The following is a 23,970-nucleotide window of genomic DNA, read 5'->3' as shown; positions in this document are numbered from 1 at the left end:
TTGATAAGCGAACCCACTTGTTGTTAATAATACGGTAGCCATTCTGCCATTAATCCCATACAGCCCTTAAAGAGAGTTGTTAAAGGGTATAGTCATTAGCGAGCCTAGGGAGTCTAGGTGGCCTTACACTCATAGGAAATTTCAGCGATTGTAATTAAACCGGATGCAACAAAAAATTTCTGGTAAATCTTGAAGCAAAGATCAGTTTTGGGTGGCCCCGACAAAATTACCTTATGCCTAAATTCAATAAACCGCTATACCCTCAAAAAAAATAAAACCATTTCACTTCTGCGGAGCAAGGGCGCTACGCCCGGATATGCAGGGGCAAGTTTTTTCTCCTGTGCGCTTTTCGTTCCTGTATCGGCTTCCTGTTAATCGTTTCCCAACACAACCCGTCCCGCAAGGGTAAATGGCACGCATGCTGCGCCCTTGCAGCACAGAACGATGCCGGGAAAGCGAACCGTCAGGCGATACGAAGACGAAAATCACACACTGACGGAGAAAAAACCATGACAATTTCCCTGCTTAACCCCCGGACAAGCGCCCCTAACACCGCAGCGGCGACCAGCGTATCCCCGCTGGACCCGTCAGGCTCCTCAAAAACGAAATTTTCTAAAACCAGAAAGGATATTTATCAGACCGTTACCGACAACATCATTGCAGCACTGGAAGCCGGTGTTAAACCCTGGTCCTGCCCTTGGCAGCGTGTATCCGGCATGTCTGGTCTGCCATCCAATTACACAACCGGAACAGTCTATAGCGGTATTAATATCATGCTGTTATGGTGCAGCGCATCTAAACAAGGTTTCAGCGATTCCCGCTGGGTGACTTACAAACAGGCACAGGCAACTGGTGGACAGGTTCGCAAGGGTGAGCATGGCACAACAGCTATTTTCTACACCACACTTGAGAAGGAAAACGACGCCGGAGAAATCGACCAAATCCCGATGCTGAAAACCTTCACCGTATTTAACGTTCAGCAAATCGACGGTTTGCCCCTGACAACGGAAACGGTCAGCCCGGAAGCGACATTTGACCCGTTACCGCAGGCTGAAAATTTGTTAAGGAAGAGCGGCGCAAACATCATCGAGAAAGGACAAAATGCTTTTTTCAGCCCATCAACAGATGAAGTCTGGCTACCGGAGCGCCATCTGTTTTCTGATGCGGCGAATTTCTACGCTACCGGCCTGCATGAGCTGGTTCACTGGAGTGGTGGCAAAAAACGTCTGGGCCGTGAAATGAAAGGGAAGTTTGGCAGTGCTGATTATGCAGAAGAAGAACTGGTGGCGGAGCTGGGAAGTGCCTTTCTGATGGCGGATCTGGGGATTGAGGGAGAGGTACAACATGAAAGCTATATTGCTTCCTGGCTGAAAGCGCTGAAAAACGACAAGCGTTATATTTTCAAAGCGACCAGCGCAGCCTCTAAAGCACATCGTTATCTGATGGATAAACTCTGAGGCCGGAGCCGGACAACCGCAAGGGAATGCGGTTACATGGTTTTTAACCGGCAACGCTGCAAGGCGCAGACTGAGGCGGAACGCAGCACAGCGAGTACCGAACAGTCTGCGCCTCGCAGTGGAATAAATAATTTCTGGCCTGGCGGTATCGCCGCCAGGCCGGTGAGGCCACCATGATGGCCTGTGTAAAAGCTTACGTATAGCTGTCTAATGACAGGCGTTTCAGTTCATCAAGGGTATAAATGCGAAACACCCGGCGGTGGCGTTCTTCCAGCGGGACGTGCTGATGGTTGATGATGACATGCCTGATGCTGTCAAACAGCAGTTCAAGTGCACGCTTCTTCTGTGGATCGGGTACAACATAAAAAACGTAAATCCACTGCTTGCGGGTACGGGCCAGCAGGTGGCTTGCCATGATCGACTGATACCGGGCTCGGGTTTTCAGGCGGCGCTCGGTTTCAATGGCAATAACGTTACCGTCGGGCAGCGTCAGTAATCCGTCCGGGCGATGTTTTACCTGATACTGGCTGAGAAAGGTGGCCCGGTCGCCGTTAATCCATCCCGAAGCGCCTTTCTTCTCCAGAATAAGTCTGGCGGCCTGATTATCAAGATGGTGCTCCAGCGTCCAGCCGGTGATTTTTGATGGTTCAAACCGCGCAGGAAAGATTTTATCATTCGGGGTTAACACCACCGCCAGCCCGTCGCTGGTGATCCCCCATAATGAAATCTTCATTGTTCGTGATTCAAGCACATGCTTCTGGATTAACCCCATTTGCTCAGTTTTTGCCAGCAGCGAATAAAGCGATTTATGATCCCGGAAACCAAATAGCAGCATCAGCGTTTTGAAATCGCTGTAGGTTTCTTCTTTCAGGAAGTTCAGCAGTTGTTTTATTTTTTCTCTGTTGCGTGTCTGGCGCTCTTGATATGTCGAAATCAGCATAACCGCTCCTTAAAAATCCAGCGGGGACAGGTGTTCTCCCTCATGAGGTTGGGGCTCTGCCGGTTTGACTTCGCTTTCGTTGAAAAAAAGACCCGGGTGCGTTGTCATTACATCCTGTATGGATGGTTTATCATCCTCGTCAAAATCCAGTGCGATTTTCACCGGTGCCGCCGATGCGGTAATATCAGGGGAAACCGAGAAGATTTTTAGCTGACGCTTTCTGATCTTTATCGGTGAAATCAGTGAGGCAGAAGGTAGCGTTTTTGTCGTAAAGATAAAGCTGACAAAATCGGGCAGGTTCAGGATCATATTACTGTCAATAAAGAAACGTTCGGCCTGGCGAATGGTACGCTCACTGTCGATGGTCTCCGTCAGCATATTATCCGTTTTAGCCTTACGGAGTTCATCATCCACCAGAATAGTGCCTGACATTCTTGCAACCCATTCCGCCGTATCCGGGTCCATAACCCGGTAAACCAGTTTGAATTTAGCGTTCTCAACGACCGCACCGACAACGGCGTCACCTTTCAAATCTGCCGGGCAGTCTTTTAAATCGGCAATGGACTGGTGATCCATAATAATATGCACACCTTTATCCCGCGCCGCACCTAATCCCTCCAGTGCTGGCCTGGATAAATGGTATTTCAGTTCTGAAAGATAAATAGCAATGGGGCGGGGTATGTCTGTTACACGGTCGCGCCTTTCTGCTAACTGGTACAGGCGAACCAGCAGCATGCGCTGTGCGGTAATTATTTTGCTGTTTCGCATTGAACCGATGACGTAACAGCAACCGCCTTCATCAAATATCTTATTAAGCGAAAATCCGGTAGGGGCATTGATGGCATTGAGCAAGGCCAGTTCCTCAATCTTGCCGAAAAAGGCTTTTATCTTATCTGCAATACTTTGAACATAGTCTCCGTTATAAACTTCTCGAATGGTTGAGGCTGTATTATGGATGACAAATTGTGCGGCTATTCGGGCGGCTTTCCGGTCGTCGATCCGATAAAAGTCAGCTTCCTGTCCTTTTTCTGCCAGACTGAAACCTGCAACGAACAATTCTTCCAGTTCCTCGGGCGTAATATCTTCAATCAGGTTTAGCTGGTATTGCTTTTTTCGCAGGTCGATTAAGGCAAAGGGTTTGCCTGCATCCTCGCAGGCTTTGCGGTAAAGATGCGGTGCCCATTCATCATCCTTGGGGTCCATAACAAACACACCTTCACCGGCCAGAATGCTTTGATAAAGCAATATACCAGCAGCAACCCCTTTACCGGCTCCTGTGGTGCCGATAATATCCGCGTGTTGTTTCTGCCAGTCCTTTAACGGGAGATACAACGGCTCCTTCTCGCTGTCCATACCAGTAAAAATACCTTTATTCAGGTCGATATAATCCAGCGGGTTATAATGCAGTGTTTCCGGCAGCAGGGATTTTACGGTGCGGACATCGGTGCGCAATTCCCGTTCAAGGGTGGTTTTTTTAACAAGGCGTTTCTTTATTCTGTCCAGTTCAGGCGTGAATACCCGGCGAAGCATAATATGAAAAATAATCCCGGTCACAGTGAAAGTAATCCGTGCTGACCAGGCCAGTACTGTATTATCACTGGTGAGTCTGGTCTTAAACAGCCACTGGAAGGATCCGATGACTATCGGGGCCAGTGTGCCGGAGAGAAAACACAACAGGGAAAAAGCGATAATCAACCTTTTCCATAACGGGGCTTTCTGCGGTTCATCGCTTTTCATCAAGGCCAAAAACGGCATCGTCAGCCCCGCTAATAACGCCAGCATAAGCTGATTCTGTTGCATAAAAGCAATGAAGGGCAGAGCGCCATTCATTATCGGAGACAGTGAAACGGCGTGCTTATTTAAAATCATGATGCCTCCTTCGTCAGCTATTCGCCCCATAACATCGCCCCATCAATTCGCCCCACGGTGTCGGGCGAAAAGGCGGGGCGAGCGTATGGGGTAAAGAAGGTGGCCGCTGTGCGGCCATGCGTCGGAAAGCATGCTTCCCGGTAAGAAACAGCGTGCGCCAGTACATGCGGGCTGGACGCCCTTATTGCCTGTCACATGGGGGTAATGACGTTGCTGGACGCCGCGCCAAAACCCCCAAAGTCAACGGCGGCACACCGTCGCCCGCTACGCGCGACCACCCCCTTTAAGACGGTCGCTTTCGCCTTTTTCTTCCCTTTGCTCGTTCCTCGCAGCGGGAATAAAAGGGAAGCTGACCTTTAAAGAGGGTGGTCGCGCCACGCTACCGGCTTTTGGCCGGAGACTTAGCCGCGACGGTGTGCGGGGCTGTGCCCCCCGGGTAAACCGCTGTCGTGGGCGACAGCTTTTCGCTCGCTGGGGCGGCGAAATTTATCCGGCTCCCCCCGGCCTGCAAAATCCGCGTGGGCGCGGCTGTTTGCAGGTGAGGCGCGGTGCCTGAATTATTTTCGCTCCTTAACCCGCGAAAATATTTCTGTCCGCTGCCTCATTTTTACGGCCCCTGTTTCTTCGCTCCTTAATCCGCGAAAAACAGAAGCCGTAAAAACCTGAAAACCGTCATGCGCTGTGCCCGTCTCGCCAGTATTAACCACGAACGCGGCCATATTTACTGATGATCTGACTGATAGCCGCCGGGTCTGCCGAATCACATTCAAGTAAAAACGATTGTCTGGCATCAGCTGTATGGTCAGGCAGAAAACCGTGTTTATTCTTTTTCACGATATTAAAGAATGCACGTTCAGCGGAATGACATTCACTGCCGCCGCCATTTCCGGTTGCTTTACCGTACATACATAACACCACCTCGCAGGCATCAGCAGCCAGTACAGATGTTGAACATGATGCAATAACGCAGAACAATAATACGGAGGATATTGCTTTTTTCATTTCAGTTACCATTATGATTAATTAAAGGTTGCGTTTTTTGGCTAATGTTATTTGTCGGGGTTATTTTCTGAATGTCTCTTTCGTGCTGTTTAAATGAACTGGCTTAAAGTAAATATCACTCATCCGGCGCACATCGCCGTGTATATCAATGCTGACGATGACATCAATGCTTTTAAGTACCTTGCGTAACAACACATCAAAAGGAATGTTCCGGCAGTCGGGGTTTTCATAACAGCGGTCAATGATCCCTTCAATACATTCTGCCGGACAGCCCGCATGCAGGGAGGTGATTAACCCCTCATGCCCGGAGCCGACAATTTTCAGCGCGTCCCACGCTTCCCGCCCACGAATTTCCGCCAGTAATATCCGGTCAGGGTTCATACGATAATTAGCACGGATCAGCCTGCCGGGCGTGACAATAGCATTATCCCCGGCATCCGCCGGGTAAAAAAGATGAACATAATTGCTGTGGTGATAAAAACGGATTTCGGGATTATCCTCAATCGTTACCAGACGGAGATGCAGCGGAATATAATGCAGCAGCGTTTTCATATAGGTGGTTTTGCCGGAGCCGGTTTCACCCACAATAAAAATCGTTTTGCCGTATTCCACCGCCTTTTCCATAAAGTGGGGAATATCCCCGCTGTGATATAACCGGATTAGTGCATTATCCTGACTTTCCGTTTTTTCCTGACCGGCCACGCGCTGATAAAATCCCGCATCAATCCATGACTGATGTGTTTTCTGCTCAAACGAGGGTTTGCGCAGCGTAATGGACACCGTATTACGTTCACAGGCCGGAGGAATAATCGCCTGAATACGTTCGCCAGATCCTAATGTTGCAGAAAGGATGGGTGATGTATCGTCAATATTATCGTCATGCCAGGACGCCAGCGCTCTGGCAAAAGCATGGCACTGACGCAACGTGATGGGGGATGCCTGTTTTTGCCATTTTCCCCGAATTTTTGTATGCAGCTCACCCGGCCGGTTAACAGCAATTTCTGTCAGGCCATCCTGAGCAAGAAAGTCGCCAAACAGCCGGTTTTTCATAAAATCCAGTGACAGGTTTTCAGCGTTCATACCATTTCTTTTTCAGCCGTAGTTGATAAACAGAGGAAAAATCAATATCCGTACCGGTCATGATGCCGATCACATCGCCCTGGTTCAGGTACATCGTGGGCGGGATATTGATGCTGTTTTCCAGCGTCGTTTTCGCCATTTCCGCCGTGGCGGCGCGGGTGTTTTCGGTATAGTCGGTATTGCGGTCTTTACCCGGCGCGGCATCTGATGCCGCTGCCGCCACGTCCTGCACGGTACTGAGCATCAGGGCGTTGCCGAAACGCGCCCAGAAATGGCTGTCGATCCAGCCCGCGATACCCGCCTCACCGAGCGGGCCGGTGGCCTGCGTATCGGTGAGCGGGATTTGCAGGCTGCCGGGCTCCGGCGTGCGCAGCTCCGTCCACAGCACAAACATCCGGCTGCGCCCGTGTTGCAGTGCGCCAGTGCGGTAGACGCCACGGGCGACCGTTCCTGCCGGGATCAGCTTCACGTGGTTACTGGCGCTCCAGACATTCTCACCGATCAGGCAGGAGATATGACCGCCAACATCGGATACGAAGCGCCGCATCATCGAACACGGAATATAACGATCCACCGGGATATAGAGATCGGGATCGAGGCCCAGCCGCCTGACACCAGTGACACTGGCAACGCCCGGATTGTCGTTGTTATTGCTGCCTGCCGGTGCTGTCGTATCCGGGCAGCGCAGACGTCCATCTTCGCCACTGACCAGTACAGACTGACAGGATGTGTACGCCGTGGAGGCTGACGGGCTGCCCGACGTTCCCGCGTTGCTGCGCGATCCGCTTCGGGACGTGCGTGTATCGTCGCCTGACCCTGTACTGTCGCTGTTCAGCCCGTCTGCCAGTGCTGCCGCCTTGTTCAGGGCGGGCGGCCCGGGCGGCAGAGCTGGAGTGGCCGGGGCGCTCTGACTGGCAGGGTCTGTGCTTTCCTGCCTCCCAGGCCCGAACAGGCCAAACGGGTTACTGTCCAGACCCAGATTCTTACGCTCATGCTGCACCGTACCGGAGGAGGGCGGCGCGGTGCCAGATTCTTTCTCATCACCCGTTTTCAGGGCGCTGAGAAGACGATCGCCACCGGATGCCAGCGCGATGACCAGGACCAGACTCAGCAGGCTGACGATCAGCGTGCGGCGACCTGAAGCTTTACGGAAACGGGTCACTTCCGGCTGACCGGGCGGCGTTTTCTGCTCCGGCTCCTGATATGCCATTGCCGCGCGGGCGCGTTCACGGGCTTCCGCTTCCCGTTCTGCGGTGGTTTTTTCCGGTTCGTCCGGGAAAGATTTGTCGGTCATTTTGCCTCCAGCGTAACGGACGGCGAAACGGTGTCACTGTTGGTCAGCGGGATACGCCCGGATCCGTCGTTTTCGATCCCCACCACCGAGGTGCCGTAACGCAGAACCAGTTGCGGCGATGCCGGAACCGCCATCACGGTGTAGTTGCCCTGTTTAATGGTTCGGGGCGTGACCGCCTGCTCCAGGCCGTTCACCACCCGGAAAACGGATGGCAGGGTTTTCGCAGGAGAAAAACCGATATACGCAAAACGACCGTCATCCCAGGTAAAGTCCGGGGCGATGGAGGCTGAGCCAGCTGCCACCCGTTTTGTATAGCGCCAGTTGCGCGGCGTGGTGGCCTGCCCGAATGCCGCCGCTATCCGCTGCCGGTCCAGTGCTTCCTGCTGATGTTGCTGACGGGCGGCGCTGGCGGCGGCAGACTTTTTTCGCAGTTCGTCGGGATAGCGGTAGCGGATAACAAAGGCCTGGGCGGGCGAGTCTTTATCCAGCACGTTCAGTTCCAGGCTGTAATCGCGCTTCGAGGTCACCACGAACAGATTGGTTTTCCAGTCTTTTGCCGTCGGCAGAAACACCTGGCTGACGTTGTTGCCGCTGGCGTCCGTGACCGGCTGGGTAATCGGGTTCGGGCTGACGCCCACCCGGTTGTCGCTTTTCGTCACGGTCCAGCCTTTGGGGAAACCCGCCTGCGCATCGATAACGGTTTCACCGTCATCAAACACCAGCATGGTGACGTAGCCGGGGCGGGTACTGACGACCGTGGCGTTCTGGCTGTTGTACGTGACGTTCTGCATCCGGCTGTCATACGCGCTGCCGCGCGGTGTCGCTGCGCCCCATGCCAGGCATGACACCATTAAGCCAGAGAGGAGCAGGGGATGTTTCAGCATCATTCCCCCCTCAGCTCTTTATCGCGCTGGTAGCTGGTGACGATAAAGCCCAGCGGGTTCACTTCGCGCTGGCTGTCGGTCAGTTGCCGGTGCGGGACGTAGCGGTAAGTGAGGCGGATATTCCACACATCCGTTTTCACGGAATTATCAGCAACACGACGGATTGTGCGCTTAATACGCAGTGTTGCCAGATTATCCGGCCCGGTGGCAGGCGCATGCACATTGGAAATAATGGCGATATAAACGACATATTCCGCCTTATTAAAAATCACGTCCGGTGCCTGGTCGCCGTTAAACCCGTCCAGATAGTCCCGGTTCACGCTGTCGCTGTTAAATAACTGCACGTCGTCATAATCACGCTGGAGGGAGAAATAATTATATCCCTCGCGAAGTCTGACATAGTGTGCTGCCAGTGAATGTGCCAGCGCTTTTTCAGCAGCAATATCCCGCTCCTTCACGCGGGTCATATATTCATAGCGCCCGGTCTGTTTATCCACTGACCATAATTCAGTGTCGGAGGTTTTCAGCGGCAGCAGAATAATAATGGCCGCAATCGCCATTGCGGCCAGAACCAGTCCGGCAGCGGCCACCCGCCAGGCGGTTTTTCGGGAACGCTCTTCCTTTTCCAGCAGTATGGATTCAAAAGAGCGGGAAACATTAACAATGTTCTGAATATCAGACATGGTGAGTCAGCTCCTGAATGATGGCGGGGGAATTCACTGGCTCGGGTTCGCCGGATACCGGTGGGAGGTCGCCCTGATGCCGTGCGCAGCCCGTGAGCGCGCACAGCATCAGAAGGATGATGCTGAATTTCATGGAAGCCCCTTATCGTATGGATGCAGGAATGCCGCACCGGTGGCGCAGGCCACGGCGTGACGGGGAAAGGAAATTAACGGCAGGGAGGATTAACGGTGACGCTGCCGGTTCAGGCGTTTCATGCTTTCGATGGCGGTGGTGCGTTTCTGCCAGGCGCTCACGGTTTTACCCGCGCCTGCGCCGGTGAGCCTGCCGGTCGCCGCGGCGACGGCCATGCCGCCTTTCGCAGCCAGGCGGGCACTGCCTCTGACGCCCGGCCCGGCAAGGCTGGAGGATTTATTCGCCAGTCCGCTCAGGCCACTCATGGCTGCCCCCTGCAGCACCGCCTGTACAGCGGCCCCGCTGAGTGCGCTGGCGAGCCTCGCGGAGAACCAGACCACCACACCTGCCGCAATCCCGGCCAGCAGGCACTGCGCCGCCAGCGTGACCATATTGGTTTCAGCGGATGTTTTTGTTGCAGCATCCAGTATCTTATTCAGGTAATTAATGGCGATACGGATGGATAAGGCGGAAAACATGATCGTTAATATTGCCGCAAAAATCGTTTTCAGCCAGTTATCAAACATCGGTTTAAGAAAACCGTACAGCAGGCAGAAAATAAAGAGCGGCGCGGTGGTGGTCATTAACAGGATGGTGATTTCGGCGAGCAGGTTGACAAAGGTGGCTGCCATCAGCAGGACAATAGAGCCGCCCCATACCAGCACTTCGGCAAGGCCGCCATTCAGTTTGACGTAAGTTGATGTGTCCATATTAAATAACTTTTGCCCCAGCGCCTGTGCCTTTCCCCAGACAGTATCGAGCAGCGCCCAGATATTATCATCGCCGCTGACACCGTCTTTGAGTCCCTGGATAGCCGCTACCGCCATATCAAGCCAGCCATCCCGGTTTAACACAAAGGTGGTGATCAGCAACATTCGCCCCACATCCCAGACGACATCTTCAACCGGGGTCCGGAGTTTGCCAGCCAGTGTCTGATAACCGCGATACAGTATAAATAAGGTAAAAGAGCTGACAATGATGACGCTGATCATCGTGCCGTAAGTGGAAGACTGACCTTCCAGTACAGCATTCAGTCCATCCATGATGTTTTTGTCCATACCAACAAAAATACCACCGGACATGGTGCCTCACCTGATATTTAAAGAAAGGAAATAAAAAAACAGGGAGAATTCCCTGTTTTGTTGGAGGAAATATTATTACTGTGTCACTGCATTTCGTTTTGCAGCTTCCTGCTGAAATATCGCCTCGAATTTTTCCTTAACCCCGGGCTGGCCTTCCTGTGCAAACATAAGTGCTGCCCGGTGGGCAAATTCGCAGTTATCGCTTGCCTCGCCATCCTTCAGGCATTGCGTATAAACCGCATAAGTTTCGTCAGGATGTTGCTTATACCAGGCTTCGGATTTGGTTTCCTTGCAGCCGGACAGTAATATCACGCCTGAGAGTGTGCATAAGGTGAATAAGGATCTGAGCACGGATAACCTCCTTATAAATTATTAAGGTCAGCAACAGGTGCCGTTAGCTGCTGCTGTTCAAAGGCTTTCTGTCTTTGCTGTTCCAGCAATGTCGTTCGCTGTTCAGCCTGCCTGACAGACATCTCCCACTGATTCGTCAGCGCATTTAACTGTACGCTTTTCGCCGCGATGGCGTTAGCCAGATCCTGAGACTCTTTCGAGTCCTGCGCATTCGATATACGGTCAGATAAGTCTGATATATCGCTGAGTGTGCTGTTAATCCTGTTTTCAACGTCAGTGGTATTCTCAATCGCCATTGCCTGATTGAGGATTATCTGTTTGCAACTGTCGGCCAGGGCCTGATATTTTATTCCTTCCTGTTCCTCGCTGCATACGCTGAACGATTTGTATTTACTGTAAAGGTGTTGCAGTTCATAAGAATATGAACTGTTCTTCGTGGTCAGCAGATCATCCAGTGAAATACCGTTCTTACGGAGATTATCAATATCGGTTTTCAGGCTTCGGGCATCACTGAGAAAACCCTGAATATCCCGCACGCCGGTTGCGGTAGCCAGTTGCTTCTTATACGCATTAAGTTCGCTTTTATAATGGGTAACCGTACCCTCCCATTGCTGTAGTTTCTGCATCCACTGGTTAATGGATTCGGTATTCTGCACGGCGTCGAAAACCGGTATTCCGGCGCTGAACGCCTGCGCCGAGAAAAATAACAATAATGCCAGACGGTGATTCCTGGAACGCATTGATAGTACCTCAGGTTGGCTTTCAGATTGCCCGGTCAAAAAAAGTATCTTTCCATTCATCAGGTCGCATACCATCCTGATAAATGGCATCGAATATTTTCAGGTTGTCCTCACTGCCGCTGAGAAGCCGGGTGAATTTACTCATCCCGGACAGATCCATTTTCGCCATCGCCACAAACGGGCGGGTTTCCCCGGCCCGCAGCGGTGTTTTCAGGATGACCATATAATGCTCGCCCGGATCCAGGCTCCTGACCGTGTCATAAACACTTTCCGGCACTTTCATTTTCTCCACGTAATCCGCATGGCTGGCTTTCGGGTTGGCGAGGAAAATCTGGGTACCGCACTGCTCAATAATCGCCGGGGCGATGGGGTGTCTGACGATTTCATCCGGTGACTGTGTTGCCGGAACGAAGATACCGTTCAGCTTTCGGATGACTTTCAGCATATTGAGGGAGAAGCGGGAAAATTCGACATCGGCCAGCCAGCGCCAGAACTCATCCATAAACATCACCAGGCGGCGACCATCCAGAAGACTGGTCACACGGTACAGCAGGTAAAAGGTCACGGGGCCGCGAATATCGTCATCATCCAGAAATTCGGTGCCGTCGATACCAAAGTTATCGACATCGCTGATGGTGAAAGTATCGGCCTCGTTATCAAACACCCAGCCGAACTCGCCCCCCTGCGCCCACTGTTTCAGGCGAATACGCAGCCCGTTGGTGCGGGCGTCTGTGGTCGGCGGCTCCGGCAGCACTTCCAGCAGCCGGGTGATCCCGTACCGGCGGTACTCCGGCGGATAGTCCAGCATGATGGTGTCCACGGCGGCACTGATCCGCTCCTCATCGCGCGGATCGAGCGGCTTACCGTTGCGGCGGCACAGCATGCGCACCAGCCGTTTGATGAAACTGATGTTCCGGCGGGTTGGCTCCAGCGCAAACGGGTTGAAGCCGGTGGGCTCGCCGGTATGGATGCGGAAATAACGCCCGCCCGCCTGGCGGATCGCCATCTCCGCCGCCCGGTCCTTATCGAAATACACCGTGGTCAGCCGTTTGATGGTGGCAGAAGGCGCAAACGACGCCGGGTTACGGTACTTCTGCATCAGTTGTTGCATAATGGTCATCAGCAGGGTTTTGCCGGATCCGGTTTTCCCGATAATCGCCGTATTCCCCGGCGTTTTCTCACCGGTGTCATCCCGCCCGGCCTGGCTGTCGTGCAGGTTCAGGTAATACCCGCCACCGCCGGGAGATGTGAGGATGGCGATGGCTTCCCCCCACGGATTACCGCTGCGTTTGTGGGGATGGAAGTTATGCAGGCAGGCTATATCGGCAAAATTCTGGCTGCTGACGGCCACCAGTCGGGGTCGCAGCGTATACACGCCCGGCAGTTGCGCCAGATACGCGGCGGGCAGTGACAGGGTGGAGAGCGTTGTCATAATACCAAGATCGGCGAAGGGCTGGGCCAGAACGTTAGTGTCCTTCACCACCTGTCCGGCACTGTCTGAGGAGATCAGCAGGGAAAAGTGGAATTTACCGCACGACACATGTCCGGACTGGAGCAGGTCGCGCAGGACAATCAGCTCTTCGCGCTGGGAAGTCGCGTCGTCGTCCGTGGAGTTAAGCCGTTTTTCCGCCAGACGGATATGATTCTGCGCCTCATCCCGTGCCATGCAGGTAAAGGACTGCGTCAGAACATACTCGCTTTCGGCGTACAGCAGCGCATCCAGCATACCGGTATGGGTTTCCGGGGAATAATCCTTAATCTCCAGGCTGCGGAAGAAACGGGAACCGCTGACCGTCTGGCATTCACCGGTGTCGGTGGTGAAAAAGACGTCTGGCGTACTGAGCGTTTCATAAAATGGTGAGCGCGTTACGGCCACCTTCTGCCACTGACCGGTAAGCAGACGATGGAAGAACGCCAGTTGTGAGGAATACACCCGCCCGTTTTCTTCATATATCCCCAGCGGCGTTGCCATATAGCGGGATAATGAAGATTCCAGTGCTTCGCGGTATTCCAGCATGATTTTGAGCGCGTCATCCAGTGCTGCCTGGCGTTTACTGTGCGACTGCGCTTTCATGGTTTTCTTCTCAATCTGAGAGAACGGCGCGTAGCAGACGGTGAAAAACAGCCGGTGCCGCCAGAACGGTTTGTCTTTTACCGGCTGGTAATACCGACGTGTTACCTCATCGGAAAAGGGAATACCCGAACAGGCTTCAAAAACATCATGGTATTTTTCACGGAGCCGGTGAATATAGAATGTTACCGGCAGACCCTCATACGAACGAATAACGTTATTCAGGTGCGTGGCCATCAGGGTCAGGTGATGTTCGTCTTCACATTCAAAGACTGTGCCGTCCAGCTCCCAGGTGGCAACCAAATCACGGTGACGGTTTCTGATGACGTAAGGGTGAATATGGGAGGAGTACGGAATATATTTATCCAGCGTAATACGCTCGTTTAATTTCATTTTCTGAATAAACTCCGAGACATCAACGTTATCGTACTGGTTTGCCAGCAGGGCATTCGCGCCAAAATGGGTATTGGTGAAAAGCCGCCCACGGGTTTTAAACGCCAGCCAGAGCAGACTGAAATAATGAATGTCCTTTCGGGTTTTATTTTTCATTTCCGCCCATGCAGGAATGAGCATAATCGCCAGGTAATAGCTGACATAGACTGCCAGCAGGACGATGGCCCCGCTGACGAGAACGAACGGCACCAGAGGAATACCCATAATGGCGGCAGGCCGCGTGAGTGCTTTATTCAGCGTAGCCATCGTTGCCTCCCTTATGACGCCCAGTAGGCACCGAAGCCGGACGCGCCGACGATCAGGATCGCGCCGATGATGATGTTACGCATGTCATGCAGGCTCTTGCCGTCGAACAGCACCTTGTAGCCCACCCACATAGTCGCCAGTGTGATGGTGACGGCGGCCAGTCCCAGCAGGCCGGTCGAGGTATTGCTCAGTGTTTCATTGGCCTTGTTAAAACCACTGTTCGCCGCCAGCACCGGGGCAGACAGCAGCACGGAAACAACAGCGGAGTAACGGCGTTTACGCATGATCATTTCTCCTCATCAGGGATAACAGGGATAGCGCCGCGAATGACGGAATCGGGATAATGCAGGGAAGTCAGGATCGGCGCAGTGGCACCGGCAGGCTCGCCGCGCAGCACAACGGCGGGATAACGGGCAGACGGTTGTGTGCTCGGGTCAGGGGCTCGCTGCCGGTCTTCCCGGGTGGACGGGACGACATAGCCAATGCGCTGTACGTAGCTGGTCTGGTTAAAGGCGGATTCCGGTCGCTGACCGGTTTCAAAGTTGCCGGAGTAGTAACAACTGAGCGCTCGTTTCAGAGTGCTACCGCGCCGGTAACAGTCGGCGAGAATGCGCTCAAATACCGACAGATTGATGCAAGGGTTAAGTAAGTCGCTGGCCGTGACGCCGTAATGGCGGAAATTGGTGCTGGTGATTTGCATCAGGCCGACCGAATAGCGTCGGCCTTGCGCCGCCAGCCGTCCGGTGAGGCTCATCGCCTCATCATGGCTTGCGGGAAAATGTGAAATCACACCTTTGCCGCCCGGCACGATTTCAGCAATGGCGTAAGGGTGAAAACCGGATTCGACCCGTGCCACATCAAGTGCCGTGGACGGGTGAACACTGGTGGCGCACTGCGTCGCCAGCGCCAGAAAGGCTGTGGTGGAAAGCATAGTGGCCTCGTAACCGTGGGTCCGGCAGCGTATACAAAAACACGTTACCGGGGAGAAGGACAAAAGCGGGTTAAACGGCTGCGGCATCCTGTGAAATGTCACTCTCTTCTCTCGGTTCAAGCAGTACCAGCCTGCCTGAAACCGCAATACCGGGGATCAGCACGATATTCAGGCCAGGCTTACCGTTATGTGCGAAGGCCACACCAACCCTGGTCCAGTACGTGTTTTTCTCGCCCTGTGCATCGGGCTGACTTCCCTGAGTGATAAAGACGTGATAATTGGGTTTTCTCATGGTATTTCCTTTAATAAAATAGCCGTGAAAGCAATAAAAAGGTCACATCCCGGTTCTGCATTCCGGTTTTAACGGGTCAGCGAGAACATTCAGCGGCACCCTGAATTGTGGTTACGTGACAGCCCGATCCAATTTGTTAAAGAACAATCCCCGGCCTGGACGAATGAACGTCCATCAGGGCAACCATGTTGTTATGGCATTTTCAGAATCAGATATTCAGTGCGGGATATAAACGATAAATTCAAAACAAAAATAAGAGAGATAAACTGGCGAGGATTATCAGATGCGGAAAGAGGGAGAAGGATGCAGAACAGATAATAAAGAAGGCATTCTATTTTAATGGAAACAGAAAGACGTGCAGAGAAATAATATCCCCGAACGTCTTTATCGCTATTATTAGCGTCTGCGATGCTCAAGTTGTTCCTGACATTCTGTACAGGTGGTTATGCCCGGCAGAGTCTGCCGTCGTTTTTCAGGAATAGGTTTACCACATATACGACAGTGAAATAATGATCGTGTTGAACCCGGCTTAAAACGGTTCTGCTCAATCATCTCCTCCAGTCGCTGTTCATTAAATTCCTGATCGCGGTCGATCTCATCCGGCATGGAGAGTCCTCCTGCCAGTAGCGGCTTCCTGTTCGCACAGTGCGATACGTTTCCAGACCGTGGTGAGTGACAGCGCTTCGGCCTCTGGCTGCAGGATTTCCGTCACCTGCATCATGGTGATCAGTGCATCGGGCGATTCAAGGTTTTCTACCCTGCGCTGCTGCCATTGCAACCAGATAGCCACATCTGTCTTTTCATCCGGTTCAGGCGTTCGGCCATACGGCACGCTGACACCCAGCAACCGACGGCGAAGGCAGACTTCATTGGAGGTGAGACCAAAATAGTGGTTCATCAGTGCGATGGAGCCGCCCAGTCGTATGGCCCGGTCAATTAGTTGTCGGCGCTGTTCTTCCTGACCAGAATGGGCCAGCAACTGGTGCAGAACATCGTGGCGTAGCGAGACTGCGATAAAAGGCGCGGCTGCTCGGCTCAGCGTAAAGAGTGCATCTGGCGAGAGCTGGCTGAGGGCATTCATTTCGTCAAATGTGAAACCGAGATCTTCACAGTGACGAATATTGCCTTCATTAAGCGCCTGCAGGGCATTGGTGAGTACGGCGTAATTTAGTGAAGGGATCATAATATGTATTCCGTATATTTTTTTCAACAGGCAAGATAGATGCAGAAATATCTGGGTATATAGCCTGTTGGAGGGTATTTAGTTGAATCAGTTGCTTTAATTCGCCTTCCCTTGACCGCGTTTAGCGCCGGGACAATTTAATATTGATCCATTCGTCAATTTCTGATTCCAGCCAGGCCACACTGGCTGGTCCGATTTTTATTGAACGAGGAAATGTACCCTCTTTCATATACAGATAGATTTGTGAACGTTTCAAGCCGGTTTTTTCTTCAACCTTTTTTAAGCGTAATAACTGATGTGATGTCATGATTGTCTCCTGTAGCAAAACAAACATTGGTATGCCTGGAGATAATAAAAAAGCATAACGGAAGGAGAAGTGGTAGTGGTAAACCCCGTATTACGGGGTTTAATAAACTAAATACGGGATCATATTGTTGACAGATAAACACAATATCAATTTAATAAGGATGAGGACGGAGGGGAGCCACGCTCTAGTGCTGTTTTTAAAGTATCACCGCTTAGACGGTCAGTGATACCATCAGCTGCCGCCCATTCTTCAAAAATTGTCAATAATTTATAGGGTTGTTTTATTAATGGACTGATAACATCATTGTGCCTACAAGCGAGCCAAAATAACCTTGACAAGGGTGTGGATATTCTAGTTGAAGAGGGGAGGGATTTCTCTGTAACCTGGGTGCTAATTAGTTTCTCAATCTCTGAGTAACGAATAACAAAGCAGGAATCCTGAGGCAAATTATAGAGGGGGAAATATTCTTGCTTTGTATTTTGATTTATCGTTCCCTCTGAAGAAATTCTCTCCATAATATCAAACGCCAGATCTGTTGGTAGGTTTTTTATTTGATGTTCAATTCTACACTTCCAGGTTGTTTTTTCAAACAGCTGAAAAACTTCATTGGACATAGTAACAGTGATGCCATAATTTACCGTGTTTTTCCCAATAATTGGTAATGGTATATTCAATGAGCATGCGAGAAATCGCTTTATTAAAATACATTCAAACCCAATAAGTGATGTATCAATAATATTTTGTGTGGAGTGGACGTATCTGCCCTCAGTACTGAAAATTGAGTCCCATCCATTAATAAAGCTATTTTTTTCTAGCAGACATAAACGATGAATCAATGTCCCTCTAGCTGGATGCATTTTTACTTTTTGAAATGCATATTTTATTTTTCGCAGAATAATTGGAGATTGAAAGTATATGGCGAGATTAATTTTATTATATAATGCATAACGGTAAATATCACTCTCTTTGATTCTTTCGTTGCTCTCTGTATTAATTATGTTAACGGCTTCTTGTATGGTTACCCAGTCAGGTTTCGGAAGCGAACCGTTTATGATCTCGCTGCTTTTCAACATGAAAAACTCCTTTTACATATTTTTCTATGCAAAACTTAAATTACGATTCACTGTTTCATTATTCATGAATATTATCGATAATGTACAAATGAACCCTATTTTATAAAGTAAAGAGTTTAAAAATAAAATTGTTAAACTAGTTTTTAGTTCGCTATGAAATTTTCTCTCGTAACTATGGATGAGGAGACAATTTCCTGAGAGCATAATGAAGGATGAACTGAATAATATTAAGACTAACGAAGATAAAACTCTATGAATAAAATATCGAGCCGAAATAATAAAGAGTAGTAGTACAAGATCTTTATGGCGAAAATTTTCATATTTTCGTTTGTAGGATCCCTGTTGAGAGAATTCAATAGTAATCCAATCTTTTATGTTGCAAGGGTTATGTTTGAGGCAGTTGCTTGAGCGCTGCTTTGGCTCATAGATGCTTCCTGGTGCTGGTAGAGAAATTGCCTCCCAGTGCTCCATTAGTTCTGAAAACCTTACTACTCCGATCATGCTAACGTCTCCTGACTAAAACGAACGGTACGGTTCGATTTGATCAGGATAGACAAAATTTCTGTCAAGAGGCAAGTTAGGGCGCTAACTAAATTTAGTCGCCTGGAGTTATAGAGAAGAACGATTCGGAAAATGTAATCCACTTGATGGTAGTGTTCCATATAATAATATGGAACAAATTGATAATATTATAAACTCCTGAGCATCTTCTAATTTCTTTAAAACTGGAGATTATAATTATCCTTTACGAAAGGCTAATAAAAAGGCATTGACCGCATCCTTTGCCCATTGATCACGCTGTGCAGCAGAAGTGGAAGATTTTGGATGCATTAAGCACTGTATTTGAGGCTCACCGCGTACCATATTCACGAATAAGGAAGCAACTGCATTTCGCCCAATACCACCTAACGAGATTTCTCCTTTAGATTCAGCTTGTTGTAGTATTTCTTCAACAATGTTATTTATCTTTTCTGGACCTGCTAAATAGAAACGTCTACCTAATTCAGGAAAACGCGGTGCTTCAGAAGCTACAACACGGTAGAGAGCGAGGCCATTTTCCGAAAGCACAATATCCAGATACGTTCGGGCTATTTTAAATAATTTATCATAAATATCTTTTCCCGAAATTTTAATTTTATGTACTTTTTGAAGAAAACGCTCACATTCTATTTCAATCACTGCTGTAAATAATGCTTCTTTATTTGGATAATATGCATATACGGTTGATTTTGAGACTCCGGCAGCCTGTTGGATCATATCTGTTGATGCTGCTGCATAGCCTCTTTCCAGAAAAATAGCTTTTGCTCCTTCAAGCACGCGTTGTGCTTTTTCAGGTAAGTTACTAACTATATCATTAGAAAGTATTTTATTTTTTCTTCTAGTGTCAATTGAGGTCTTTGTTGATACCGACATCTGCACTTCCTTATCCGGAATAAAGCTTGATCTTACCATAAGATGAAACTCGAAATCATATCGTTCAGGCCTGAGTGCTACTCACGTATTTTTGCGACGTAGTTGAGTGAAATTTGGTCTTGACTGTACCGAACCGATCGGTTTACTTTGTTCGCCGTAAACTAGAATAAACAGGGCGATCAAGAATGAGGTGTGTGTCAGGTTACAGATTTGCACATGGGACGAAGTCAGTAAGGTACCGTCCGCATTATCTGAAAGGATGTGTTATCTCCGTGCTCAGTCTTGCTTTGGGGTCATGTGCTGCGATCCCCGATCTGGGAACTGCTCCTCAGCCGGAGCAGGCTGCGGCGCTGATTTCACAACGCAGTTTTTCCGCTCCGCATGCTGACTGGCCGCAGGAAAAATGGTGGATGGCCTTCGGCGATACGCAGCTTAACCAGCTGATGAGTGAAGCCACCGCGCATTCACCTTCTCTGGCACAGGCAGAAGCCCGGGTGCGTGAAGCCACGGCCAGAACCGGTGTCGCCCGTTCCCGGTTATACCCGTCAATGGACGCCAGCGCGTCCATTGATAAAGAGAAGCTCAGCTACAACTACATCTACCCTAAAACAGCCGTGCCGCACGGATGGAATGATATGGGGCAGGCCAGCCTCAACTTTAGCTGGGAACTGGATTTCTGGGGTAAAAACCGGGATGCGCTGCGTGCCGCGACATCCGAAGCCAGCGCTGCTGAGGCAGATGCCGCCGCCGCGAAACTGATGCTGACGACGATGCTCGCGGACGCTTATATCCGTCTGCAGTACCAGTATGACAGTCGTGACATTGCGGCCCGACAACTGCGTAACCGGACGGATACCGTCAGGCTGGTGCAGTTACGCCATGCTCAGGGACTTGATTCCAGAGTCTCCGTGGAAGAAAGCGGTGCCCGGCTGGATGTCGCCAGAGCGGCGCTGGCTGAAGCCGATGAGCAAATCAAATTAACCCAAAACGGCATCGCGGCTTTACTGGGCCGGGGGCCGGACAGAGGGCTGGATATCCTCAGACCCCGGTTGCAGATGCGCCGCCCTGTCGGGTTACCTGATGCGCTGAACGCAAACCTGCTCGGACGCAATCCGGAAGTGGTGGCCGCACGGTGGCGGGTTGAAGCCGCCGCCAGCAATATCGGTGTTGCCAGAGCGCAGTTTTACCCGAACGTGAACCTGATGGCCTTCGTCGGATACCAGTCACTGGGGCTGAATAACCTGTTCAGCTCGGGCTCTGATATCGGGAGCGTCGGACCTGCCATCAGCTTACCCCTTTTTGAAGGCGGGCGTTTACGCGCCAACTATAAAGGTGCGAGAGCGGAATATGAATATGCGGTGGCGTCGTATAACGAGGCGCTGACACAGGCATTACGTGAAACTGCTGATGTTACACGGAGCCTTGCTGCTCTGGTGGGCAGGTCAGAAGCAACCGCATCTGCTTTGTCCCACAGCGAGGAAGCTTATCATCTGGCAAAAGCCCGGTATCAGGGGGGGCTGGCCGATTATCAGGAAGTTCTCATTTCTGAAGATGCGTTACTCCAGGCTGAGCTGGCGAATACAGCCATGCATTCCCGGGGTTATGTCTTGGATGTGTCACTCGTCAAGGCCCTTGGGGGCGGATTTGAATCCAGTTCAACATTTGATGCGCAGGTGAAACCGTAATGACTGAAGATAAAGATAAAAACGGCCCACAGGATATGGACAGGGCTCCGGATAACACGAATGCAAAACCGGATAGCGGTGATAAAAAAAAGCATCGCCGTAAATTATTCGCTTTGTTTGGTGGCGTCCTGATTCTTATCGCCATCGGTTATGCCATCTGGCTGATTTTCTTTGCCGGTAAATCCGTCTCAACGGATAACGCCTATACCGCTGCCGAAGTCGCAGACGTCACGCCGCTTGTCGGCGGACCGGTGAAGAAAGTAAATGTGGTCAACACGCAGCTTGTGCATGCCGGTGATGTACTGGTCGTGCTTGATGAGACGGACGCCAGAATTGCGGTGTCACAGGCTGAAGCTGAGCTTGGCAGCGCCCGGCGGAAGGTGATGCAGATTATGGCCAATGACACCGCTCTGGGCGGACAGCTTGATTCGCGTGAAGCAGGTATTCAGAGCGCCGAACATGATGTGGCGAGGGCACGAGCCCGGTTTGATAAGGCCACCCTTGATGAGCGACGTCGCCGGAATCTGGTGAAAGCCGGGGCCGTATCTGAGCAGGATTTTACGGATGCGCAGACAGAATTACGGGAGGCAACGGCCGCGCTGGGAGAAGCGGAAGCCAGTCTGAAAGCTGCTCGCGCTGGCAGTGTCGAAGCAAAAGGATCCCGGCAGGCGAACGAGGCCCTGTTTCTGAACAGTACCGTTGAAACTAACCCCATTGTGGTGGCGGCCAGAACCCGTCTCGATCAGGCCCGTATAAACCTGGCGCGTATGGTTATCCGGGCCCCGGTGGATGGAGTGGTAACACAGCGCTCAGTGGATATCGGGCAGCATGTTCAGGCTGGAAACCGGCTGATGCGGGTTGTGCCCATCGAGGATATTTATGTTGATGCGAATTTCAAGGAAGGTCAGCTCAGCGACGTCAGACCGGGCCAGAAGGTAGAGCTGACTTCAGACCTGTACGGCAGCGGTGTTGTTTATCACGGCGTGGTTCAGGGATTTGACGGAGGCTCCGGTTCCGCGCTTTCACTGATACCGGCGCAGAATGCCACGGGTAACTGGATTAAGGTCGTGCAGCGACTGCCGGTGCGTGTTCGTCTGGAGCGGGAAGAACTGCGTAAAAATCCTCTGCGCATCGGGCTGTCCATGGAAGTGACGGTGGACCTGACATCGAATGCCAGAGATGACCACACGGAGAAATAAGGTATGTCTGGTTCAGCATTTCCACCTCTGTCCGGATTCAAACTGGTTGTTGCGGCAATCGTGCTCTCGCTCGGGAATTTTATGGTGGTACTCGATACCACCATTACTAACGTCGCGATGCCCACAATATCCGGTTACCTGGGCGTGTCGACAACAGAAGGAATCTGGATCATCACCGCCTATGCGGTGGCTGAAGCCATCACGGTGCCGCTGACCGGCTGGCTGGCGATGCAGTTCGGTCAGGTGCGCGTATTCCTTTTTTCTGTTGTTGCATTTGTGATTTTTTCTGTCTGCTGCGGTCTTTCCTGGTCACTACCGAGCCTGGCCATTTTCCGTGTGCTGCAGGGGCTTGCCGGTGGCCCGCTGATCCCGCTTTCTTCCACGTTGCTGCTTGCAGCCTTCCCGAAGAAACAGGCCAACATTGCCGTGGCGCTCTGGGGAATGATGACGGTAGTAGCGCCTATATTCGGTCCGATACTGGGTGGGCTTATCTCGGATAACTGGAGCTGGCAGTGGGTATTTTACATCAATATCGGCTTTGGTCTGATTGTGGGGTTTGGGACCTGGTGGGTGCTGAAGGGGAAAGAAACACATATCAGCCGTTCCCGGCTGGACAGCGTGGGGCTGGGTCTGCTCGTCATCTTTGTGGCAGCCTTTCAGATCATGCTGGATAAAGGACGTGAACTGGACTGGTTTTCCTCGGATATTATCATTGTCTGCGCCATTGTGGCCGCTATTGCCCTGATCTCGCTGATTATCTGGGAGCTCACCGCTGAGCAACCGGTGCTGGATCTGAGCGTATTTAAGTCACGTAACTGGGTGGTATCTACCGTCACGCTCTGTCTGATGTTCGGTATTTTCTTCGGGAATATCGTGCTGACCCCCCTCTGGTTACAGCAATGGATGGGATACACGGCAACCTGGGCCGGGTATGCGACGGGCCCCATGGGGATCCTGGCCGTCCTGAGCTCGCCCATAATTGGTCGTCTGCTGCCGAAGGTCGATCCCCGTCTGCTGGTGAGCTATGGCATGGGGGTACTGGCGGTCTCCTTTGTGATGCGTGCCCTGCTGACGTCGCAGGCTGACTTTATGTCAGTTGCCGTTCCCATGTTCGTTCTGGGGGCCGGAGTTCCCGCCTGCCTTATCACGCTCACCTCGCTGGGCGTGTCCGAACTGCCGCCGGAGAAAGTGGCAGCCGGTTCCGGGCTGCAGAACTTCCTGCGTGTCATGTGCATGGCGGTAGGCTCTTCCCTGACCCAGACCTACTGGGAACATATGACAAAATTTAACCGAGCGGAGCTGGTGACGGCAATCAATCCTGACGTGCCAGGGATTGTCAGCAACACGCTGGGCGCGGCCGGTATTCCGACAGACACGTCAGCGGCTCTGTTTTCGAGAATGATCGACAGTCAGGCCATCATGCTGGCAACGAACGATTTCTATCAGTCGGCCACCGTTCTGATGCTGGGGTCCATAGGCATTATCTGGCTAATCAAAAAACCGAAAGGACCGCTTCAGAAGATGTCGGGCCATTAAATAACAGGAATGGCGGTAGCGGGAATG

At 51.4% G+C, this 23,970-nt stretch carries 24 protein-coding genes; 4 read left to right on the top strand and 20 right to left on the bottom strand.

Annotation, left to right across the window (positions count from 1 at the left end; translation table 11 throughout):
• Window positions 1-509: 509 nt before the first annotated feature.
• Window positions 510-1,457 carry an ArdC family protein gene (locus OGX67_RS18650; protein WP_050310688.1) on the top strand — a complete coding sequence of 316 codons (948 nt, stop codon included), beginning with the start codon at window positions 510-512 and terminating at the stop codon, window positions 1,455-1,457.
• A gap of 193 nt (window positions 1,458-1,650) precedes the next feature.
• Here the strand turns inward: OGX67_RS18650 and mobC are convergent, their stop codons facing one another.
• The 20 genes from mobC to OGX67_RS18550 form a co-directional block, all read right to left on the bottom strand.
• Window positions 1,651-2,397: a MobC family replication-relaxation protein gene (gene mobC / locus OGX67_RS18645; protein WP_050310690.1), complete on the bottom strand. Its 747-nt coding sequence runs from the start codon at window positions 2,395-2,397 to the stop codon at window positions 1,651-1,653.
• A gap of 9 nt (window positions 2,398-2,406) precedes the next feature.
• Window positions 2,407-4,266, bottom strand: coding sequence for a type IV secretory system conjugative DNA transfer family protein (locus tag OGX67_RS18640; protein WP_050310691.1), 1,860 nt, complete (start codon window positions 4,264-4,266; stop codon window positions 2,407-2,409).
• A gap of 699 nt (window positions 4,267-4,965) precedes the next feature.
• On the bottom strand, window positions 4,966-5,268 hold the full coding sequence (locus OGX67_RS18635; protein WP_050310693.1) for a TrbM/KikA/MpfK family conjugal transfer protein: 303 nt from the start codon (window positions 5,266-5,268) through the stop codon (window positions 4,966-4,968).
• Window positions 5,269-5,328: 60 nt separating this feature from the next.
• The gene (gene virB11, locus OGX67_RS18630; RefSeq protein WP_003036362.1) at window positions 5,329-6,348 is read right to left on the bottom strand and encodes a P-type DNA transfer ATPase VirB11; all 1,020 of its coding nucleotides are present in this window, start codon (window positions 6,346-6,348) and stop codon (window positions 5,329-5,331) included.
• Window positions 6,338-7,642, bottom strand: a complete 1,305-nt coding sequence (virB10, locus tag OGX67_RS18625; protein WP_050310694.1) for a VirB10/TraB/TrbI family type IV secretion system protein — start codon at window positions 7,640-7,642, stop codon at window positions 6,338-6,340. Before virB10 ends, virB11 begins: the two co-directional genes overlap by 11 nt.
• A complete protein-coding gene (virB9, locus tag OGX67_RS18620; protein WP_003036368.1) occupies window positions 7,639-8,529 on the bottom strand; it encodes a P-type conjugative transfer protein VirB9 in 891 nt (296 codons plus the stop codon). Before virB9 ends, virB10 begins: the two co-directional genes overlap by 4 nt.
• Window positions 8,526-9,209, bottom strand: a complete 684-nt coding sequence (locus OGX67_RS18615) for a VirB8 family type IV secretion system protein (RefSeq protein ID WP_050310695.1) — start codon at window positions 9,207-9,209, stop codon at window positions 8,526-8,528. Before OGX67_RS18615 ends, virB9 begins: the two co-directional genes overlap by 4 nt.
• Window positions 9,202-9,342, bottom strand: a complete 141-nt coding sequence (locus OGX67_RS18610; RefSeq protein WP_020078407.1) for a hypothetical protein — start codon at window positions 9,340-9,342, stop codon at window positions 9,202-9,204. The genes OGX67_RS18615 and OGX67_RS18610 overlap by 8 nt, the downstream gene beginning before the upstream one ends.
• An 89-nt stretch (window positions 9,343-9,431) precedes the next feature.
• Window positions 9,432-10,463 (bottom strand): TrbL/VirB6 family protein, encoded by a 1,032-nt coding sequence (locus OGX67_RS18605; protein WP_050310697.1) that lies wholly within the window; start codon window positions 10,461-10,463, stop codon window positions 9,432-9,434.
• 75 nt (window positions 10,464-10,538) lie between these two features.
• Entirely contained in the window at window positions 10,539-10,814 is a 276-nt protein-coding gene (locus OGX67_RS18600; RefSeq protein ID WP_047063072.1) for an EexN family lipoprotein, read from the bottom strand.
• Window positions 10,815-10,825: 11 nt separating this feature from the next.
• Entirely contained in the window at window positions 10,826-11,554 is a 729-nt protein-coding gene (locus tag OGX67_RS18595) for a TrbJ/VirB5 family protein (RefSeq protein WP_050310699.1), read from the bottom strand.
• Between the two features lie 22 nt (window positions 11,555-11,576).
• Window positions 11,577-14,324 carry a VirB4 family type IV secretion/conjugal transfer ATPase gene (locus tag OGX67_RS18590; RefSeq protein ID WP_252019572.1) on the bottom strand — a complete coding sequence of 916 codons (2,748 nt, stop codon included), beginning with the start codon at window positions 14,322-14,324 and terminating at the stop codon, window positions 11,577-11,579.
• Window positions 14,325-14,335: 11 nt separating this feature from the next.
• The gene (locus OGX67_RS18585; RefSeq protein WP_003036389.1) at window positions 14,336-14,614 is read right to left on the bottom strand and encodes a TrbC/VirB2 family protein; all 279 of its coding nucleotides are present in this window, start codon (window positions 14,612-14,614) and stop codon (window positions 14,336-14,338) included.
• The gene (locus tag OGX67_RS18580) at window positions 14,611-15,255 is read right to left on the bottom strand and encodes a lytic transglycosylase domain-containing protein (RefSeq protein WP_003036391.1); all 645 of its coding nucleotides are present in this window, start codon (window positions 15,253-15,255) and stop codon (window positions 14,611-14,613) included. The genes OGX67_RS18585 and OGX67_RS18580 overlap by 4 nt, the downstream gene beginning before the upstream one ends.
• Window positions 15,256-15,325: 70 nt before the next feature.
• Window positions 15,326-15,547, bottom strand: a complete 222-nt coding sequence (locus tag OGX67_RS18575; RefSeq protein WP_050310702.1) for a hypothetical protein — start codon at window positions 15,545-15,547, stop codon at window positions 15,326-15,328.
• Window positions 15,548-15,943: 396 nt separating this feature from the next.
• Window positions 15,944-16,153, bottom strand: coding sequence for a TraR/DksA family transcriptional regulator (locus OGX67_RS18570; protein WP_050310705.1), 210 nt, complete (start codon window positions 16,151-16,153; stop codon window positions 15,944-15,946).
• Window positions 16,143-16,730, bottom strand: a complete 588-nt coding sequence (locus OGX67_RS18565) for a DUF2857 domain-containing protein (protein WP_003036399.1) — start codon at window positions 16,728-16,730, stop codon at window positions 16,143-16,145. Before OGX67_RS18565 ends, OGX67_RS18570 begins: the two co-directional genes overlap by 11 nt.
• A 121-nt stretch (window positions 16,731-16,851) precedes the next feature.
• Entirely contained in the window at window positions 16,852-17,037 is a 186-nt protein-coding gene (locus OGX67_RS18560) for an AlpA family transcriptional regulator (RefSeq protein WP_003036401.1), read from the bottom strand.
• Window positions 17,038-17,183: 146 nt separating this feature from the next.
• Window positions 17,184-18,110 carry a hypothetical protein gene (locus OGX67_RS18555; protein ID WP_050310707.1) on the bottom strand — a complete coding sequence of 309 codons (927 nt, stop codon included), beginning with the start codon at window positions 18,108-18,110 and terminating at the stop codon, window positions 17,184-17,186.
• A 738-nt stretch (window positions 18,111-18,848) separates the two neighbouring features.
• Window positions 18,849-19,523, bottom strand: a complete 675-nt coding sequence (locus OGX67_RS18550) for a TetR/AcrR family transcriptional regulator (RefSeq protein ID WP_077266344.1) — start codon at window positions 19,521-19,523, stop codon at window positions 18,849-18,851.
• Window positions 19,524-19,795: 272 nt separating this feature from the next.
• Between OGX67_RS18550 and OGX67_RS18545 the strand changes: the two genes are divergently transcribed.
• Genes OGX67_RS18545 through OGX67_RS18535 form a run of 3 tightly spaced genes read left to right on the top strand, consistent with a single transcriptional unit; the run spans window position 19,796 to window position 23,943 of the window.
• Window positions 19,796-21,208, top strand: a complete 1,413-nt coding sequence (locus OGX67_RS18545) for an efflux transporter outer membrane subunit (protein WP_003036410.1) — start codon at window positions 19,796-19,798, stop codon at window positions 21,206-21,208.
• Window positions 21,208-22,407: an HlyD family secretion protein gene (locus tag OGX67_RS18540; RefSeq protein ID WP_050310708.1), complete on the top strand. Its 1,200-nt coding sequence runs from the start codon at window positions 21,208-21,210 to the stop codon at window positions 22,405-22,407. Before OGX67_RS18545 ends, OGX67_RS18540 begins: the two co-directional genes overlap by 1 nt.
• 3 nt (window positions 22,408-22,410) lie before the next feature.
• Window positions 22,411-23,943, top strand: coding sequence for a DHA2 family efflux MFS transporter permease subunit (locus OGX67_RS18535; RefSeq protein WP_023137328.1), 1,533 nt, complete (start codon window positions 22,411-22,413; stop codon window positions 23,941-23,943).
• The last annotated feature ends 27 nt before the right edge of the window (window positions 23,944-23,970 follow it).

Source organism: Citrobacter sp. Cf118 (assembly GCF_030334095.1).
Taxonomy (GTDB): domain Bacteria; phylum Pseudomonadota; class Gammaproteobacteria; order Enterobacterales; family Enterobacteriaceae; genus Citrobacter; species Citrobacter freundii.
The sequence above is the reverse complement of the archived record's forward strand: the minus strand, read 5'-3'. Positions and strand labels throughout refer to the sequence as shown.